Here is a 16,294-nt window from a genome sequence, read left to right as displayed (position 1 = left end):
TGTCCGCCGCATCGTGGGTGTGGGGCACGAACAGCTCGAAAAGCCAACCTTTGAAGCCGGAATGGTGATGGTGGTCGTGATCATGCCCGTGCCCGTGCCCGTGCCCGTGCCCGTGCCCGTGATCATGCCCGTGCTCGTGGTCGTGGTCGTGGTCGCGATCGTGGTCGTGATGATGGCCGCCATGGTCGTCGTCGTGATGGCTGTGGGCATGCGTTGATTCCTGGTGCGGACCGGTCATGAGGCGCTCCTCTGGGCGTGGTGGGCGGGTGCGCGGTGGTGCGCCGGTTCGCCGCCGAGCGCGTGTTCGGCCTGGAAGATGGCATCGGCCACCAGTTGCCGGGCATGTTCATTCTCCAGCCGGTACAGGACCCGAGTTCCGTCCTGCCGCGTGGACACTATCCTGGCCAGCCGCATTTTGGCCAAGTGCTGGGACACGGCTGCGGGGGACTTCCCTACCGCATCGGCCAGGGCGCCCACTGCCATTTCGCCGTCGCGAAGGGCAAGGATGATCCGCACCCTCGTGGCGTCAGCCAGCATCGAGAAGACCTCCACGGCCAACTCCACGTACTGGCTGTCCGTTCCCAGCGAGCAAGCATTCTTATCTGCATTCATGCGCATATAGTGTCACACTGCGGGGTGGGGCGCATGTCGGCGGCCTTCTACCCAGGGTCGGCGCCGGGACTCCCGTCGTCGGCCTTTGCCGGTCTGGTCAGCAGATGGCGGTGCCGGTAGTGCGGGGCTCCTGTGCCATGGGTACGGGGCACAGTTGCAGGGCCAGCGCTTCGAGTTCCCGGGGGTGGAAAGGCTTGGTGAGGTAGGCGGCGGCCCCGGACGCCATGCCGGCCAGGACGTCGTCGCCCTCCGAACGGGCTGTCAGGAAGAGCAGCGGGGCAGAGCTCCTGGCGCGGATGGCGCGGGCAACCACGTGCCCGTCCATGTCAGGGAGGCCAAGATCGAGGGTGACAAGCGCTATGCCGGGACCGGCCGCGGCGGCGATGGCCTCCGCCCCGGTGCCTACGGCCTTCACCAGGAAGCCTGCACGTGAAAGGACTACCGAAATCAGTCCGCGGATATCGTCGTTATCCTCAACGACAAGGCAGGTGCGCTGCTGTTCCATCCAAGCCCCCCGGCGAAAAAGTTGGCAACAGTCTATCCGCGCTGTGCCGGGTTTTCGGGGCCTTGGCCTTATCCGTCGTAATGTGTCCGCGCAGGGCCCTGGCCCAGGGAGTGGACCACGGCGGCGGCCACATCGTGGAGCTTGGAATTGCGGGTGCTTGACGCCGTCTTGAGGATGTCAAAGGCGTCCTGCTGGCTGCACCGGTTCTGGGCCATGATGATCCCCACCGCCATGTCAATGACGGTCCGGGTTTCCAAAGTGGCGCGGAGGTTCGCCGCTGTCTCGCTGAAATGCGCAAAGCGGATCGCAAGCCGGAGGGCCAACGACGTCTGGCTGACAAACTCCTCGGCGAAGTCCAGGATGCGGCTCTCGAAACGGTGCGCACGGCCGGAGTACAGCAACAAAGCTGCCTTGGTGTCGCCCTCCAGCCGGAACGGGACCGCCGCGATGGACCGGATCCCCTCCGCCAGCACTGCGGACGAGTAGTCCGGCCAGCGGCACTCAGCGGTGAGATCGGGGATATGGACAGTTTGCTGGTTGGTTGCCGCAGTCATGCCCGGTGTCTCGGTGAACCGGTGCTCAAAACGTCCAATGGTCCGGGCTTCCTGGCTGCTGCTGGCTACCGTGGTGCCCTTCCGCTGCCTGAGCAGGGTGACGGCGCACAGCATTTCATCGCCGGGTTCGGAGAGGTTGCGTGCGGAGACCTGTGCCAACTCGTTGAGGAAGTCCTCGACGTCAGAGCTGTCCAGGACAATTTCGTGCAGGTGCTCGGTGATGGATGTATCGGGTTTAGCTGTTGACTCGCTGGCCACTGTTTCTTGGTGCCATTCGCTCAGGTCAAAACGAGCCGGCAACACACAAACGCCCCGCAACATGGGCGGGGAGCCGGTGATGGTCGCTGGATCGAAGAACTTTCCAACGGCCCGCTGCTAAACCGATAACCAGAGTATATACATCCGCAAGGAAGGCGAAACGTCATGTCCTGCGGGTCGTCACAGCCGGGTGCTGGCGCCGCGCAGGGGGTAACCGGCACAATGAAGCGGGAGCCGGCCACCGGATGCGGCGCCAACCCAAAGGCTGCCCGTCGGGGAGGACAGGAACATGACCAGGCTTCTTATCATCGGCCCGCCGGGCTCCGGCAAGGGAACCCAGGCAGAACAGCTTGCCCGGCACTTCGGGATCCCGGCCGTGTCCACGGGAGACATCTTCCGCAGCAACGTCAGCCGGAAGACAGACCTCGGGAATCAGGCAGCCGAATATCTCGACGGCGGCCGGTTCGTTCCCGACCACCTCACCAACGCGCTGGTGAAGGACCGCCTCCTTGATGGGGACGTCAGGCACGGCTTCCTGCTGGACGGGTACCCGCGCACCGCGCCACAGGCAACGGAACTGGACAGTATGCTCGCCGCCCAGGGACACGGGCTGGACGCCGTCATCGAGCTGCAGGCTCCTGATGCTGAACTGGAAGCGCGCATGCACCGGCGGGCAGAGGAACAAGGGCGCACCGACGACACCATTGACGTCTTCCGCCGCAGGCTGGACCTCTACCACCGCCAGACGCATGAAGTAGTCTCGGTGTACGCGGGCCGGGGAATCCTGGTATCCGTCAACGGCAGCGGGGATCCGGGGGAGATTACCGCGTTGGCGATTGCCGCCGTCGAACAATTCCTGGCAGCACCGCGACGGCCATCCTGACCGGAACAACGCATGGTGAACTCGAACAGAAGGAAACACTGATGAGAATTGCCGTTACAGGCGGAAGCGGAAAACTTGGCCGGCACGTGGTGCGCCGGCTCACCGACGACGGCCACCAGGTCCTCAACCTGGACCGTGCCGGTACCCGGAGCCCCGGCCTGCTGGTGGTGGACCTGCGCAACTACGGCCAGGTGGTGGATGCGCTGCTGGGAGTGGATGACCGCCATGACGGGTTCGACGCCGTGGTGCACCTTGGTGCCATACCGGCCCCCGGCATCATTCCGGACGCCGCGACGTTCGAGAACAACATGCTCTCCACCTACAACGTCTTCCAGGCGGCACGACGGGCCGGCATCAAGAAGGTGGTGTACGCCTCAAGCGAGACCGTACTCGGGCTGCCATTCGACATTGATCCGCCCTACATTCCGGTGGACGAGGAATATCCTCCCCGGCCCGAGAGCACCTATTCCCTGGTGAAGACGCTGGAGGAAAGGATGGCGGTGGAACTGACACGCTGGGACCCGGAACTGAGCATCACAGGCCTCCGGTTCTCCAACGTCATGGACGAGGCCGACTATGAGCGGTTCCCCTCCTTCGAGGACGACGCGACGCTGCGCAAGTGGAATCTTTGGGGCTATATCGACGGCAGGGACGGCGCACAGGCAGTAGCCCGGGCCCTGGAGAATGCGAAGCCCGGTTTCGAAGCCTTCATCATCGCCAACGCGGACACCGTCATGAGCCGCCCAAGCGCAGAACTGGCAGCCGAGGTGTTCCCGAACGTCAAGGTCACCAAGGACCTGGGCGAACACGAAACCATGCTGTCCATCGACAAGGCCCGGCGCCTGCTCGGCTTCGAGCCCGAACACAGTTGGCGGAACCACGCAGCGGTTCCCTCCGGCACGGCCGGCGGCAACGGCTAGCTCCGGCGCGTTCCAGCGACCTCCGCGATTACGGGCTGCATGATGGAGTGAATGGGCCTTCACCGGGATAGTGTTCAGGCTAAGCATTTATCACGGCGCAGGGACAAGGCAGCACATTGGTACAGAAATCATCACGGTCCGGGGTCCAGGAACACAACGCCGGAAAGTGGCGCACCTTCAACGAGAAGTTCGTGGTGGAGGAGCGCTACGTGGATGTGGAGGACCGGCGCCGGCTCTACCGGGCGTCGGTCATCCTCTCCGTGGTGGGGCTGGCGCTCTTTGTCGCCATCCTCGTCAGTGTGGTCCAGTCCACCGGCCTTCACGCGATGGATGAACCCCTGCACGACTGGCTGGTGACCACGCGTTCCGGTGCCCTCACCGCCTTCATGATCTTCCTGGCAGTGTTCTTCGGCCCCATCGCGCTGCCCATCATCGTCCTGGTGGTGGTCGTCGTCTGGGGTGTCGCCGCCAAACATGCCTGGCGGCCCATCCTGCTGGCGTCGGCGATGCTGACAGGGGTGATCGTTTCGCAGATCATCCTCCACATTGTCCAGCGCTCCCGTCCCCCGGTGGACCAGATGTTGTTTGGCGCGGACCAGACCTTTTCGTTCCCCTCCGGCCACGTCCTCGGTGCCTGCGACTTCCTGCTGGTGGGTGCCTACCTGATCGTCTCGCGGCGGCGGAGCCGCCGGGCTGCCGTCATCGGATTCGCCGTTGCCGCCGTCGGAATCATCCTGGCCATCTCCAGCCGGCTGTACCTGGGCTATCACTGGCCCACCGACACCTTGGCGTCGTTCTCCCTGTCGCTGATGATCCTCGGGGGCGTTATTGCGCTTGATACCTGGCGGACGGCCAGGATCGCAGGCGAACCGGTCACGGGGAAGCTGTCCAAACCGGAGGAGTGAACCGGCGCGCCGAACCGGCTCACGTCCCGTCCTGCCAAGGCCTGGACCGCGCCCGTTTCAGCGCCCGGTGGAGCTTGAGGTTTGCGGCCTCCAGTTCCAGGACCTTGGCAACTCCGGCGAGGTTCAGGCCCTCCTGGAGCAGCTCGCCGATCCGGAGCAGCACGGCGATGTCCTCCTCGCTGTATTGACGCGTGCCGCCCGCGGTCCGGGCGGGCGTCAGCAGTCCCTTGGCCTCGTACAGCCTGATGTTTTGTTGTCCCGTGCCCGTCAGGTCCGCCGCCACGGAGATTGCGTACAGGGCGCGTGGGCCGGGGGAACGGCCGGGCCGGCCCGTTTCAGGTTCCGCCATGAGTTCTCCCAAAAATTCCACCGAATGCGGTCTTGCCCAAGTTTCCCACCGGTGCTATAAAAAATCTACATTCACCACCATAGATTGAAAGTGGTGGTGGGTGACCGGATATCCAACACCTTGAAGCTGAAGGAGTGGGAAATGATGTTGATGCGTACGGACCCGTTCCGTGAGCTGGACCGGCTTGCGCAGCAGGTTTTGGGAACCGCCGCCCGCCCGGCAGCCATGCCGATGGACGCTTGGCAGGAAGACGGCGAATTTGTGGTGGCATTCGACCTTCCCGGCGTGGACGTGGACTCCGTGGACCTGAACGTGGAACGGAACGTCCTGACGGTGCGGGCCGAGCGCCGGGACCCGACGCAACCTAACGTGGAACTGGTGGCGTCGGAGCGGCCCCGCGGCGTGTTCAGCCGGCAACTGATCCTGGGCGACACCCTGGACACCGACAGGATCAAGGCCGCCTACGACCAGGGCGTGCTGACCCTGCGGATCCCGGTGGCCCAGCAGGCCAAGCCGCGCAAGATCGAAATCCAGACCCAACAGGGCGGGATGCAGCAGATCGACGCCTAGGACCCATGGCACTGCGCCGGCGCCCCTGTCTCCGGGCGGGACGCCGGCAGCCATTGGCCGGCACAGGGAATTCATCCAAGGAGGCGTAAACCCCATGAGCGAGTGGCGGCGCTACGATTCACCGCTGATTCCTGCATTCCATGAGCGCTTCGAGGAGCGGTGGGGGCCTGGAACGGCGCCCTTCCTGGACCCCGAGGCGCATGAGCAGCCCATGCCGCGGGCGCAGTGGATCAACCCGGCCACCGGCGCTGCCTTGGCGGTGGTCCCGATCTGGACGGCCGATGAGGCCCAGCAGCGGTCCTTCGGAGTGTTCTACCTGCCCCCTGCCGGCGATATCTGGGTCCTGCGGCCGGGCTACACGGGTTATCTGGAACCGTCCGACGGCGATTCGGAACATCTGGTGACCCTGCGCAATGACGCCTTCCGCAAGGCGGTGGCGCACGCCAAGGAGTTCCTCTTCGGCTCGCAGTAGCCAACGGTGCCGGCCAGGGGCGTTGGTGCTCGTCAGCCGCTCCCCGCTGTGTAATCCTGAGACGTACCCGACCCACCGCAACAAAGGCTGGCCTCCATGCATAAATCCGCCAAGGACCTCGCAGCACTTATCCCTCCGGGGTTCACGCTTGGCGTCGCCACTGCAGCATTCCAGATTGAAGGGGCGCTCGACGAAGACGGCCGCGGCAAGTCGGGCTGGGAGGTGTTCGCCGCCAAGCCGGGGGCGATCGTGGGGGACCACAGCCCGGCCGTCGCAACCGACCATTACCACCGCATGCCGCAGGACGTGGCCCTGCTGAAGCAGTTGGGCGTGGACTCGTACCGGTTCTCGTTCTCCTGGCCCCGCATTCAGCCGGGCGGAACCGGTCCGGTAAACCGGGCCGGCCTGGCATTCTACGACCGGCTCCTGGATGAGCTCCTGGCCAACGGGATCTCACCCATGGCCACCATCTACCATTGGGACACGCCGCTGGAGCTGGACGAGGCGGGCGGCTGGATGAACCGGGACATGGCCTACCGGCTGGGGGAGTATGCCGCATTGGTGGCCGAAGCTTTCGGCGATCGGGTGGCCCGGTGGGTCACCATCAACGAACCGGCAACCGTCAGCGCCAACGGCTACTCCCTGGGAGTGCATTCCCCCGGCAAGGAGCTGGCCCTGGGCGCGTTTCCCACCGTCCACCACCAGCTGCTCGGGCATGGCCTGGCGGTCCAGGCGCTCCGTGCCGCGGGGGTGCCGGGCGAGATCGGCATGACCAATGTCTATTCACCCATGGTGCCGAACTCCATCAATCCGCTGGACAAGATCAGTGCCGGTCTCATGGACCTGGGCCAGAACCGGCTGTACGCCGACCCGGTCCTGACCGGCAAGTACCCCGACCTCATCCGGGCGGCCAAGTTCTTCAGCTCCTTCGAGCATCCCGAAGAGGACATGGAGATCATCTCCCAGCCGCTGGATTTCTACGGGCTGAACTACTACATGCCCACCAAGGTGGCCGTGGGCCCCGGCAGCGGCGCGGTGCCGCCGAGCATGGCGGAAGCTATGGGGAGCGACCTGAGCGCAGCAGGCGGCGGTACTACACCGTTCCATGTGGAGGCCTGGCCGGAAGCGGACATCACCGCCTACGGGTGGCCGGTCAAGCCCGAGTACATGGCTGTCGCCTTGAAGGAGATGGCGGAACGGTACCCCAACTTGCCTCCGGTGATTATTACCGAGGGCGGGGCGAGCTTCGAGGACATCATTGTCCGCGACAAGTCCACCAATACCAGGTTCATTCCGGACGAGCGCCGGCTGAAGTACATCTCCGACCACCTTGAGGCCGCGCTGAAGGCAACAGCTCCTGGCGGCGAAGCCGAATCGGTGGACCTCCGCGGCTACTACGTATGGTCCTTCCTGGACAACTTCGAATGGTCGGCCGGGTACAAGCAGCCGTTCGGCCTCCTGCACGTGGACTTCGAAACCCTGGAGCGGACGCCCAAGGCCTCCTACTTCTGGTTCCAGGAGCTCATCGAGGAACGCGACCTGGCAGCGGCGGCGGACGCCGCGATCGCCCAGGCGGTTGTTCCGGAGATCCTGGACGGCAGTGAAGCGCCCGACGACGGCGCGCCGCTGGGTGCCAGCGCCTAAACCGTGCGGTGCCGGCCCTGCTCCGGGTCAGCCCCGGAGCAGGTCCAGCATGGCCAGCTGCTTGGCGATGCCCGCGCCGTCCGGGGAATAGATCCACGGAACCCTCGAAGAGGTGTGGTCGCCGTCCTCCGAGTGGCCGCCGGCGAACACCGATTCGCTGACTGACAGCTGCCGGATGGCGATGGCCGCCACTTTGTCCGCGTTGTCTGCGGCGAAGGCAGAGTAGATGGCTTCATCGTGCTGCCCGTTGTCACCGATCAGGAGCCACCGCATGTCCGGGAATTCCTGGGCCAACCGCTCCAGGTTCCGCCGCTTGTGTTCCTGGCCGCTGCGGAACCAGCGGTCCTGCGTCAGGCCCCAGTCCGTCAAGAGCAGCGCGCCCTTGGGGTACATGTTGCGGGTCAGGAAGCGGCCCAGCGTGGGGGCCGCATTCCAGGGGCCAGTGGACAGATAGATGACAGGGGCGTCGGGGTGCTCGATGGTCAGCCGGTCCAACAGCACCGCCATGCCCGGAGTTGCCATCCGTGCCCGTTCGCTGAGCACGAAGGTGTTCCACAGCGCCAGGAAGGGCCGCGGCAGGGCGGTCACCATGACGGTGTCGTCGATGTCCGAGACGATTCCGAATTTCACCTCGGGTGCGATGACCTGGATCAGCGCCTCCGCCGGTTCCGTTCCCTCGGCGCGCAGGACCGCGGTGTGCCAGCCGGGGGAAAGCTGGACGTCCACCTCGGTGTCGATCAGGCCGCCCCGGTCCGCCGTCATGTGGGTGACGACGTCGCCGATGGTGATCTCGACGTCGGTAAACTGCAGCGGCACGCCGGTGAAGGCACGCCAGCCGCGGATGTTCTGGTTCCCGATTTTCGCTTCCTGCTCCGCCCGGCTTCCCGGCAGGGGCTTTTGCGTCAGCAGCACCCGGCCCAGCACACGGACCCGGGTCGTGGAGCCATAGCCCTGGTATGCGATGGTTTGCGGCACGAAATCCCAGCGCTTCGCCAGCCGGATCCGCAGGCTGTTGACCGCGTCCGAGACCCGGTGCGCCAGCCGGAAGGCCTGGTTCCCCGAGAGTGCGTACTGGGCCAGCACTGCCGGCGCGGGCTTGCGTGCTGTTTTTCGGGCCGGATGCTGGGGAGCCGTGTCCATGCCACCACTCTGCCACAGGGTGGAGCGTGGATCAGCCGGTGCCGAGGATCCCGCGCAGTGTTTCGGCGTTGCGCACGGCGTTCCCGCCGCTGTCGTTGTTGAAGTAGGCGTACACGTCCAGGCCTCCGCCGTCCCACTCGCGGATCCGGTCGGCCCACCAGTGCAGGTCGGCTTCCGAATATGAGCCACCATACAAATGCTCATGGTCGGGGCCATGCAGCCGGACATAGGTAAATGGCGCGGTGGTGCGCAGGATACAGGGCAGGTTGGCCCCGCTCATGATGCAGTAGGCCGCCTGGTGCCGTTCCAACAGCGAAAACAACTCCGGGCAGTCCCAACTGGGATGCCTGAATTCAACGGCAACCCGGATCCAGGCCGGAAGCGCGGCCAGGAAATACTCGAGCCGTGCGTCGTCCCTGCCCAGTTGCGGCGGCAGTTGGACCAGGAGCACGGCCCGTTTATCCCCCAGTTCATGCCAGCACCTGGCAATGCGTTCCACCCAGACCTCGGGCGCGTACAGCTTGCGGGCGTGGGTGAGGCCGCGGGGAGCCTTGACTGACATGCTGAAACCCGGCGGCAGCCGCTTGTTCCAGCCGGCAAACGTGGTGTCGCGGGGCCACCGGTAGAAGCTGGCATTCAGTTCAACTGTGGTGAACCTGGCGACGTAGTGCTGCAGCCGGTCCCGGGCCGGCAACCCGGGCGGGTACAGGACGTTCTCCCAGTGGTCGTAGCTCCAGCCGGAGGTACCGATGTGCACTGCCATTCTTCGATGTTCCTACAGTGTTGTGTGGCAGGGTAAGGTCATGGCGCGAATTGAAGATTATGCGGTGGTTGGCGACCTTCACACCGGTGCCCTCATCAGCAAGGAAGGCTCGATCGACTGGCTCTGCCTGCCGCGGTTCGATTCCCCTGCGTGTTTCAACGCGTTGCTGGACACGCCGGACGCAGGGCGCTGGCTGCTGGCTCCGGAGGGCGCGGGTGCCTGTACGCGCCGCAGCTACCGCGACGGAAGCCTGATTCTGGATACCGAGTGGGAGACCCCGGAGGGAACGGTGCGCGTCACCGACTTCATGCCTCCCCGGGATTCCGTGGCCGACATCGTCCGGATCGTCGAGGGTGTCAGCGGCAGCGTAAAGATGCACGGCGAGTTGGTGCTTCGCTTCGACTACGGGCATATCGTGCCCTGGGTACGCAAGGACAAACGGGGACTGCATGCCATTGCCGGCCCGGACGCCGTCTACCTGGTCACTCCCGCACCCCTGCACGGCGAGAACATGCACACCGTCAGCGACTTCACGGTCAATGCCGGCGAGAAAGTGCCGTTCGTGCTGACCTGGGCTCCCAGCCATGTGGGCCGGCCGGTTTCCGTCGACGCGGAGAAAGTCCTGCACAGCACGTTCGAGTTTTGGCAGGGCTGGTCCTCCCAGTGCACGGTCGAAGGAAAATACCAGGACGCCGTGGTGCGCTCCCTGGTCACGCTCAAGGCCCTCACTTACGCCCCCACCGGCGGGATCGTCGCCGCCGTCACCACATCGCTGCCGGAACAGCCGGGCGGCCAACGCAACTGGGACTACCGCTATTGCTGGCTGCGGGACGCCACCATGACCCTGCAGGCGCTGCTTGCTGCCGGGTATAAAGCCGAGGCCGCCGCCTGGCGGGACTGGCTGCTCCGTGCCGTGGCGGGAGACCCCGCGGACCTGCAGATCATGTACGGAATCCACGGTGAGCGGCGGCTGCCGGAGATGGAACTGCCCTGGTTGAAAGGCTACGAGAACTCGGCGCCGGTGCGGATTGGAAATGCGGCGGCCGAGCAATTCCAACTGGATGTGTGGGGTGAGGTCCTTGACTGCCTTGCCCTGACCCGGAACTCGCTGCTCAAGCATACGGACGAGGCCTGGGACGTTCAGGTGGCCTTGATGGAGCACCTTGAGACCATCTGGGACCAGCCGGACAACGGGCTCTGGGAGATGCGGGGGCCGCGGCGCCACTTCACGCATTCCAAGGTCATGGCGTGGGTGGCTGCGGACCGGATGGTGAAGGGCGTGCGGGAGTCCGGCCTGCCGGGGCCGGTGGAGCGCTGGGAGGCGCTGCGGGACCGGATCCGCCAGGACATCCTGGCCAACGGCTACGACGCGGCGCGCAACACGTTCGTCCAGTCCTACGGCCGGCCTGAACTCGATGCCAGCCTGCTGTTGATCCCCAGGGTGGGCTTCCTGCCCCCGGATGATCCCAAGGTGGTGGGGACCATCGAGGCGATCCAGCGGGAGCTGACCCAGGACGGGTTCGTGCTGCGGTATCGCCCGGAACAGAGCGACGACGGCCTGCCCGGGGATGAAGGCGTCTTCCTGGCCTGCTCGTTCTGGCTGGTGGAGGCCCTCCTGGGCGCCGGACGACATGAGGAGTCGCGGGAACTCTTCGAACGGCTGCTGGAACTGCGCAACGATGTGGGGCTGCTGAGTGAGGAGTGGGCGGTGAAGGCCGGCCGCCAACTGGGCAACACGCCTCAGGCTTTCAGCCACTTCGCCCTTGTGACTAGCGCCTTGGAGCTGCATCAGGATACGGTTCGGCGCAGTGACGCTCCCATTCCGCCTGAAGGGGCGGACTCGCGCTGAGGCGGCGCGGGCCGGGGCCTGAACTTCTCCTTCGCAGGATAGATAAGTATACTTACTAACACCTCATGGAGTGCTCCCCAGCACAATGCCGTGATTGACGGAGGAGTGATTGTTGTGGCCGGATTTTTTGAACTCGTGGATGCCCCTGACGGCGGATACCGGATCAGGATGATGGACGGAAGCGGGAACCTGATGGCCATTTCAGTGACCTTCCCCACCAAAAGGGCGGCCGTCGCAGGCGTCGCGATGGCCAGGGAGATCGCGGGTACCGGCCTCATCCGGGACAGGAGCCTGGACGGCGCGGGTTCAGTCATCCGCGAACGGGTGCGGCCTGTCAGCTCCCCTAAGGAGGATGCCGCGAAACGGAAGAAGGCACCTGACGTGCGGCGGACGGCCATCGGCCGATGACCGGAACCGCTGCCTCTCCTGGTGCCGGCCACGGGGTCCTCTTCGACGTCGACGGGACGCTGATCGACTCGTCCTATCTCCACACCGTCGCCTGGTGGGGCGCGTTCCGCCAGTACGGACACGACGTTCCAATGGCGGCCATCCACCACTTGGTGGGCATGGGCGGCGCCCGCCTGGTGGACAACCTCCTGCCGCCGGGCCGTGACCGCTCCGAAGACGAGGACATCATGGCCAGCCACGGCGCCCTGTATGCCTCGCACTGGCCCTCGCTTCGTGCGTTCGCAGGTGCAAAGGACCTCCTGGGGCAATGCCACGACCACGGCCTTGCGGTGGCGCTTGCCTCCTCGGCCCGGGAAAAGGACCTGCACGTGATGCGCTCCGTGCTGGACGCAGACGCCTTCATCGATGCCGCCACGAGTTCCAACGACGCCGAGGAAAGCAAGCCGGCGCCGGATATCCTTGCGGCGGCGCTGGAAGCCCTCGGCATCGACGCCGGGAACGCCGTCTATGTCGGGGACGCCGTGTGGGATATGAAGGCCGCCGCTGCGCTGGGCATTCCGGCGATCGGCGTTACCTGCGGGGGAATCAGTGCGGCGGAACTGCGCGATGCGGGCGCCGTCGAGGTCTATGAAGGCCCCCGCGACCTGCTGGAGAACCTGGGGTCAAGCGCCATCGGCCGGCTGCTGGCGCGCCAGGATCACTGACGCGCCACATGCAGCCGGGCTGCCGGCCTAGGTGAGCTTCACCTGGCGGTTCATGTCCTTGTACAGCAGGTAGCGGAACTCGCCGGGGCCGCCGGCGTAGCAGGCCTGCGGGCAGAAGGCGCGCAGCCACATGAAGTCGCCTGCTTCCACCTCCACCCAGTCGTTGTTCAGCAGGTACATGGCCTTGCCCTCCAGGACGTACAGGCCGTGCTCCATCACGTGGGTTTCCGGGAACGGGATGACGCCGCCGGGCTGGAAGGTGACGATGTTGACCTGCATGTCGTGCGCGAGGTCGCTGGAGTCCGTGAACCGGGTGGTCTTCCAGACATCGTTGGTGTCCGGCATGGACGTGGGCTCCACGTCCTTCTCGTTGGTGACGAAGGACTTTGCCTCGTATCCTTCGAGGCGTTCGTAGGCCTTGCGGATCCAGTGGAAGGACACGACGTCGTCCGAGACGTTCTCCAGGCCCCATTCCGAACCCGCGGCCAGGTAGGCGTAGCCGCCTTCCTCCAGGGGGTGGAGTTCGCCGTCCAGCGTGAGGTTCACGTTGCCGCGGGTGACGAAGATGACGCCTTCGACGCCGGCCTCGAACTCGGCCTTGGGGGCGCCGCCGCCGGGGCCGATCTCGACGATCAGCTGGGAGAAGGTGGTGGCGAAGCCCGAAATCGGCCGGGCGATGATCCAGGACCGGGTGTTGGAGAAGCCCGGCAGGTTGGACGTGACGATGTCCGTCATCACGCCCTTGGGGATCACCGTGTACGCCTCGGTGACGATGGCGCGCTCGGTGGTCAGGTGGGTCTGCGGCGGGAGTCCGCCGGTGGGGGAGTAGTACTTGCCCATGAAAGGGATCCTTTGCCTAGGAGTTGGAAGTGGTGGCGAGCCGGGGGTGTGCCAGGCCGGTAAGCTGCGGAATTCCGACGCCGGCAGGCGCCTGGACTTCCTCGGCGCCAACCGCGCCGCACTGGACCCCGCGGAGCACGAACGCGGCCAGTGCCCGGGCGGTGGCGGGTTCGTCCATGACTCCGCCTTCGGTCCGTTCCACGTAGTTGCGCAGGCGGGCCGCGGCAGCGGGGAGGCCTTCCCTGTAGAAGGCATAGGTGGCGGCGAAGCGGCTGGGCAGCTGGGCCGGGTGCAGGTCCCAGCCTTGGTAGTAGCCGCGCTCCAGCGACCTGCGGACCAGCCGGCCGTGCAGCTGCCAGGCGTTCTCCACGTTGTCGCCCACCGGGATGATGTTGGTGGACCCGTCCGAAAGCCGGATGCCGGTACCGGCCACGGCCAGCTGCATGACCTCTTTGGCGAAGTCGGCAACGGGGTGCTCCATGGACTGGTATTCCGCGGAGATCTGGAGTGAGGCCGAGTAATCGTAGGTGCCATAGTGCAGCCCGCTGATCCGGCCGGGCACGGCGTGCGGCAGCTGCGCCACCGGAGACGTTCCTTCCGGGCCGAGGATCAGCTGCGGGGTTTCCACCTGGACTTCGAAGCGCAGCCGTCCGGCGGGAAGGCCGTGGACCTCCTCCAGCCGGGACACGGCGTAGTCCATCGCCTGCACCTGCGCCACGGTAGTGACCTTGGGCAGCGTGAGGACCAGGCCCTCCGGCAATTCGCCGGCGGCGGCGAGGCCGGAGACGAACAGGTCCAGCGTGCGGAGGCCACGGGCCCGGGTGGCAGCCTCAAAGCACTTGAAACGGATGCCGATAAACGGGGGAGCGGTCCCGGCAGCGGCGGCCTGGGCTACCGCGGACGCTGCGGCAACCGCGGCAGCGTCCTCGGCGTCGTCGCCCCTGTCCCCGAAGCCGTCCTCGAAGTCCAGGCGCAGGTCCTCGATCGGTTCGGCCTGGAGCTTGGCCTGCACGCGGCCCGCCACGGCTTCGGCAAGCCCGGCGTCCTGGCCCAGCAGCCGTCCCAGCTCCCCGAAGCCGCCGTGGGCTTCCGTCGTCGCGGTTGCCTGGGCGCCCCAGTCGGCCGCGAGCGACGGCGTGAACCGGTCCGCGGGCACGTACACCGTGTGTACGGGCTGGCGAGAGCCGTCGTCGCCCGGGTAGTTCCGTTCCAGCAGCCGGTCGGTGGCGGCAAGCTGCCCGTCAATGTGCGCGAGGTCCCCCGCGGAGAGCGAGGATTTGGGTGCTGCCATCTCAGCCCACCAGTTCGTAGGCAGGCGTGGTGAGGAAGTCCGTGTAATCGTCCGAGAGGCAGATGTCAGCGATGAGCTCGCCGGCCGGCTGGTAGTAGCGGCGGAACGCCTCGTCCCCGAACTCGGTGCGGAGCCGTTCCGTTTCCTCGCCGAGGATCCGTTCCACCAGCTCCTTGGTCACGGTGTTGCCGGAGTCCGCCAGGACGGACTTGTTGCGGATCTGCTGCCACACCTGGGAGCGGGAGATCTCCGCGGTGGCGGCATCCTCCATCAGGTTGTGGATGGCCACCGCGCCGTTTCCGGACAGCCACACCGCGGTATAGGCCACGGCCACGTAGAGGTTCAGTCGCAGGCCGGCCTCGGTGACCTGGCCGTCCGCGGAGGAGACATCGAGCAGCTGCTCAGCCGTGACCGAAACCTCCGGACGCTGCTTGTCCACCTGGTTCGGCCTGTCCCCCAGCACGGAGTCGAAAACCTCGCGGCAGGTGGAGACCAGGTCCGGGTGCGCCACCCAGGAGCCGTCAAATCCGTCATTGGCCTCGCGGGTCTTGTCCGCCCGCACCTTCTCGAACGCCGCTTCGGTCACTTCCGGGTGCCGGCGGTTGGGGATGACGGCAGCCATGCCGCCCATGGCGAAGGCGCCGCGCCGGTGGCAGGTCTTGACCAGGAGCTCGGTGTAGGCGCGCATGAACGGTGCGGTCATCACCACGGAGGCGCGGTCCGGGAGGACGAACTCCTCGCCGGCATCACGGAAGTACTTGATGATGCTGAACAGGTAATCCCAGCGGCCCGCGTTCAGGCCCGAGGCGTGGTCCCGCAGTTCGTAGAGGATCTCGTCCATTTCGAAGGCGGCCGGGATGGTTTCGATCAGGACCGTTGCCCGGATAGTGCCCTGGTGCAGGCCCAGGTAGTCCTGGGCGAACACGAAGACGTCGTTCCACAGCCTGGCTTCAAGGTGGCTCTCCATCTTCGGCAGGTAGTAGTACGGGCCCTGTCCGTTGAGCACCAGCTGCTTTGCGATGTGGAAGAAGTGCAGGCCGAAGTCCACCAGGGCACCAACGGCGGGTTCGCCGTTGAGCAGCAGGTGCTTCTCCTGCATGTGCCAGCCGCGGGGACGGGCCACCACGACGGCGAGCGGTGCGTCGGTGCGCAGGCGGTATTCCTTGCCTTCATCCGAGGTGTAGCTGAGGGTGCCCTGGGCGGCATCCCGGAGGTTCAGGATGGCGTCGATGACGTTGGCCCAGGTGGGTGTGCTGGCGTCCTCGAGGTCCGCCAGCCACACCTTGGCACCGGAGTTCAGGGCATTGATGGCCATCTTCGCGGGTGAGGCCGGGCCGGTCATCTCAACCCGGCGGTCCTGCAAAGCCGCCGGTGCCGGCGCAACCTTCCAGTCGCCGTCGCGCACGTCCTGCGTCTCCGGCAGGAAGTCCAGCTTGCCGGTTTCTGCCACCCGCTGCCGCTTGACGGCGCGCGCCGCCAGGAGTTCATTGCGGGTGCCGGCGAACCGGTTGTGGAGCTCCTCCACAAAGGCAAGTGCCTTGGGGGTGAGGATCTCCTCAGCGCGGTTGATCGGCCGGGGATCTGTGACGGTGATGGCCATTTCTGGTCCTTTCCTTGTGCGGGAAGT

At 65.9% G+C, this 16,294-nt stretch carries 18 protein-coding genes; 9 read left to right on the top strand and 9 right to left on the bottom strand.

Features of this window, described 5'->3' with window-relative positions:
- Positions 1–234: 234 nt before the first annotated feature.
- The 3 genes from QRN53_RS03275 to QRN53_RS03265 all read right to left on the bottom strand — a co-directional run bounded on the left by QRN53_RS03275 (position 235) and on the right by QRN53_RS03265 (position 1,929).
- Positions 235–612, bottom strand: coding sequence for an ArsR/SmtB family transcription factor (locus tag QRN53_RS03275; RefSeq protein ID WP_285242593.1), 378 nt, complete (start codon positions 610–612; stop codon positions 235–237).
- 97 nt (positions 613–709) lie between these two features.
- Positions 710–1,117: a response regulator transcription factor gene (locus tag QRN53_RS03270; RefSeq protein ID WP_285242592.1), complete on the bottom strand. Its 408-nt coding sequence runs from the start codon at positions 1,115–1,117 to the stop codon at positions 710–712.
- Between the two features lie 68 nt (positions 1,118–1,185).
- The gene (locus tag QRN53_RS03265) at positions 1,186–1,929 is read right to left on the bottom strand and encodes a GAF and ANTAR domain-containing protein (RefSeq protein WP_285242591.1); all 744 of its coding nucleotides are present in this window, start codon (positions 1,927–1,929) and stop codon (positions 1,186–1,188) included.
- A gap of 289 nt (positions 1,930–2,218) precedes the next feature.
- Here QRN53_RS03265 and QRN53_RS03260 point away from each other — a divergent pair, with 289 nt between their 5' ends.
- The 3 genes from QRN53_RS03260 (at position 2,219) to QRN53_RS03250 (ending at position 4,637) form a co-directional block, all read left to right on the top strand.
- Positions 2,219–2,812 (top strand): adenylate kinase, encoded by a 594-nt coding sequence (locus tag QRN53_RS03260; protein WP_285242590.1) that lies wholly within the window; start codon positions 2,219–2,221, stop codon positions 2,810–2,812.
- A 41-nt stretch (positions 2,813–2,853) separates the two neighbouring features.
- Positions 2,854–3,732 (top strand): NAD-dependent epimerase/dehydratase family protein, encoded by an 879-nt coding sequence (locus tag QRN53_RS03255; RefSeq protein ID WP_285242589.1) that lies wholly within the window; start codon positions 2,854–2,856, stop codon positions 3,730–3,732.
- Between the two features lie 116 nt (positions 3,733–3,848).
- Entirely contained in the window at positions 3,849–4,637 is a 789-nt protein-coding gene (locus tag QRN53_RS03250) for a phosphatase PAP2 family protein (RefSeq protein ID WP_285242588.1), read from the top strand.
- Between the two features lie 19 nt (positions 4,638–4,656).
- On the opposite strand, the gene QRN53_RS03245 is transcribed toward QRN53_RS03250, so the two are convergent.
- Positions 4,657–4,986: a MerR family transcriptional regulator gene (locus QRN53_RS03245; RefSeq protein ID WP_285242587.1), complete on the bottom strand. Its 330-nt coding sequence runs from the start codon at positions 4,984–4,986 to the stop codon at positions 4,657–4,659.
- Between the two features lie 144 nt (positions 4,987–5,130).
- On the opposite strand from QRN53_RS03245, the gene QRN53_RS03240 reads away from it, so the two are divergent.
- The 3 genes from QRN53_RS03240 (at position 5,131) to QRN53_RS03230 (ending at position 7,672) form a co-directional block, all read left to right on the top strand.
- Complete coding sequence (locus tag QRN53_RS03240; protein ID WP_285242758.1) at positions 5,131–5,556, top strand: Hsp20/alpha crystallin family protein; 426 nt, start codon at positions 5,131–5,133, stop codon at positions 5,554–5,556.
- 94 nt (positions 5,557–5,650) lie between these two features.
- Entirely contained in the window at positions 5,651–6,028 is a 378-nt protein-coding gene (locus QRN53_RS03235) for a hypothetical protein (protein ID WP_285242586.1), read from the top strand.
- Positions 6,029–6,124: 96 nt separating this feature from the next.
- Positions 6,125–7,672, top strand: coding sequence for a glycoside hydrolase family 1 protein (locus QRN53_RS03230; RefSeq protein ID WP_285242585.1), 1,548 nt, complete (start codon positions 6,125–6,127; stop codon positions 7,670–7,672).
- A 27-nt stretch (positions 7,673–7,699) separates the two neighbouring features.
- Here the strand turns inward: QRN53_RS03230 and QRN53_RS03225 are convergent, their stop codons facing one another.
- Entirely contained in the window at positions 7,700–8,812 is a 1,113-nt protein-coding gene (locus QRN53_RS03225) for an App1 family protein phosphatidate phosphatase (RefSeq protein WP_285242584.1), read from the bottom strand.
- A gap of 31 nt (positions 8,813–8,843) precedes the next feature.
- The gene (locus tag QRN53_RS03220; protein WP_285242583.1) at positions 8,844–9,575 is read right to left on the bottom strand and encodes a DUF72 domain-containing protein; all 732 of its coding nucleotides are present in this window, start codon (positions 9,573–9,575) and stop codon (positions 8,844–8,846) included.
- Positions 9,576–9,615: 40 nt separating this feature from the next.
- Between QRN53_RS03220 and QRN53_RS03215 the strand changes: the two genes are divergently transcribed.
- The 3 genes from QRN53_RS03215 to QRN53_RS03205 all read left to right on the top strand — a co-directional run bounded on the left by QRN53_RS03215 (position 9,616) and on the right by QRN53_RS03205 (position 12,536).
- On the top strand, positions 9,616–11,424 hold the full coding sequence (locus QRN53_RS03215) for a glycoside hydrolase family 15 protein (protein WP_285242582.1): 1,809 nt from the start codon (positions 9,616–9,618) through the stop codon (positions 11,422–11,424).
- Between the two features lie 114 nt (positions 11,425–11,538).
- Positions 11,539–11,832, top strand: coding sequence for a hypothetical protein (locus QRN53_RS03210; RefSeq protein WP_285242581.1), 294 nt, complete (start codon positions 11,539–11,541; stop codon positions 11,830–11,832).
- A complete protein-coding gene (locus QRN53_RS03205; RefSeq protein ID WP_285242580.1) occupies positions 11,829–12,536 on the top strand; it encodes an HAD family hydrolase in 708 nt (235 codons plus the stop codon). The genes QRN53_RS03210 and QRN53_RS03205 overlap by 4 nt, the downstream gene beginning before the upstream one ends.
- 27 nt (positions 12,537–12,563) lie before the next feature.
- On the opposite strand, the gene QRN53_RS03200 is transcribed toward QRN53_RS03205, so the two are convergent.
- From QRN53_RS03200 to aceB, 3 genes are read right to left on the bottom strand one after another with little or no spacing between them, the layout of a single operon-like run.
- Positions 12,564–13,376, bottom strand: a complete 813-nt coding sequence (locus QRN53_RS03200; protein ID WP_285242579.1) for a bifunctional allantoicase/(S)-ureidoglycine aminohydrolase — start codon at positions 13,374–13,376, stop codon at positions 12,564–12,566.
- A gap of 16 nt (positions 13,377–13,392) precedes the next feature.
- The gene (locus QRN53_RS03195) at positions 13,393–14,667 is read right to left on the bottom strand and encodes a DUF6986 family protein (protein ID WP_285242578.1); all 1,275 of its coding nucleotides are present in this window, start codon (positions 14,665–14,667) and stop codon (positions 13,393–13,395) included.
- Between the two features lies 1 nt (position 14,668).
- The gene (aceB, locus tag QRN53_RS03190) at positions 14,669–16,267 is read right to left on the bottom strand and encodes a malate synthase A (protein ID WP_285242577.1); all 1,599 of its coding nucleotides are present in this window, start codon (positions 16,265–16,267) and stop codon (positions 14,669–14,671) included.
- Positions 16,268–16,294 lie beyond the last annotated feature (27 nt).

This window comes from Pseudarthrobacter sp. fls2-241-R2A-127, assembly GCF_030209355.1.
In the GTDB taxonomy this organism is placed as follows: Bacteria; Actinomycetota; Actinomycetes; order Actinomycetales; family Micrococcaceae; genus Arthrobacter.
This window is presented reverse-complemented; position numbering and strand designations above follow the sequence as displayed.

Excerpts from the sequence above, each read along its gene's own strand:
- QRN53_RS03275 (WP_285242593.1), bottom strand. The coding sequence starts at position 612 with ATGAATGCAGATAAGAATGCTTGCTCGCTGGGAACGGACAGCCAGTAC.
- QRN53_RS03270 (WP_285242592.1), bottom strand. The coding sequence starts at position 1,117 with ATGGAACAGCAGCGCACCTGCCTTGTCGTTGAGGATAACGACGATATC.
- QRN53_RS03260 (WP_285242590.1), top strand. The coding sequence starts at position 2,219 with ATGACCAGGCTTCTTATCATCGGCCCGCCGGGCTCCGGCAAGGGAACC.
- QRN53_RS03255 (WP_285242589.1), top strand. The coding sequence starts at position 2,854 with ATGAGAATTGCCGTTACAGGCGGAAGCGGAAAACTTGGCCGGCACGTG.
- QRN53_RS03245 (WP_285242587.1), bottom strand. The coding sequence starts at position 4,986 with ATGGCGGAACCTGAAACGGGCCGGCCCGGCCGTTCCCCCGGCCCACGC.
- QRN53_RS03240 (WP_285242758.1), top strand. The coding sequence starts at position 5,131 with ATGTTGATGCGTACGGACCCGTTCCGTGAGCTGGACCGGCTTGCGCAG.
- QRN53_RS03235 (WP_285242586.1), top strand. The coding sequence starts at position 5,651 with ATGAGCGAGTGGCGGCGCTACGATTCACCGCTGATTCCTGCATTCCAT.
- QRN53_RS03230 (WP_285242585.1), top strand. The coding sequence starts at position 6,125 with ATGCATAAATCCGCCAAGGACCTCGCAGCACTTATCCCTCCGGGGTTC.
- QRN53_RS03225 (WP_285242584.1), bottom strand. The coding sequence starts at position 8,812 with ATGGACACGGCTCCCCAGCATCCGGCCCGAAAAACAGCACGCAAGCCC.
- QRN53_RS03220 (WP_285242583.1), bottom strand. The coding sequence starts at position 9,575 with ATGGCAGTGCACATCGGTACCTCCGGCTGGAGCTACGACCACTGGGAG.
- QRN53_RS03215 (WP_285242582.1), top strand. The coding sequence starts at position 9,616 with ATGGCGCGAATTGAAGATTATGCGGTGGTTGGCGACCTTCACACCGGT.
- QRN53_RS03205 (WP_285242580.1), top strand. The coding sequence starts at position 11,829 with ATGACCGGAACCGCTGCCTCTCCTGGTGCCGGCCACGGGGTCCTCTTC.
- QRN53_RS03200 (WP_285242579.1), bottom strand. The coding sequence starts at position 13,376 with ATGGGCAAGTACTACTCCCCCACCGGCGGACTCCCGCCGCAGACCCAC.
- QRN53_RS03195 (WP_285242578.1), bottom strand. The coding sequence starts at position 14,667 with ATGGCAGCACCCAAATCCTCGCTCTCCGCGGGGGACCTCGCGCACATT.
- aceB (WP_285242577.1), bottom strand. The coding sequence starts at position 16,267 with ATGGCCATCACCGTCACAGATCCCCGGCCGATCAACCGCGCTGAGGAG.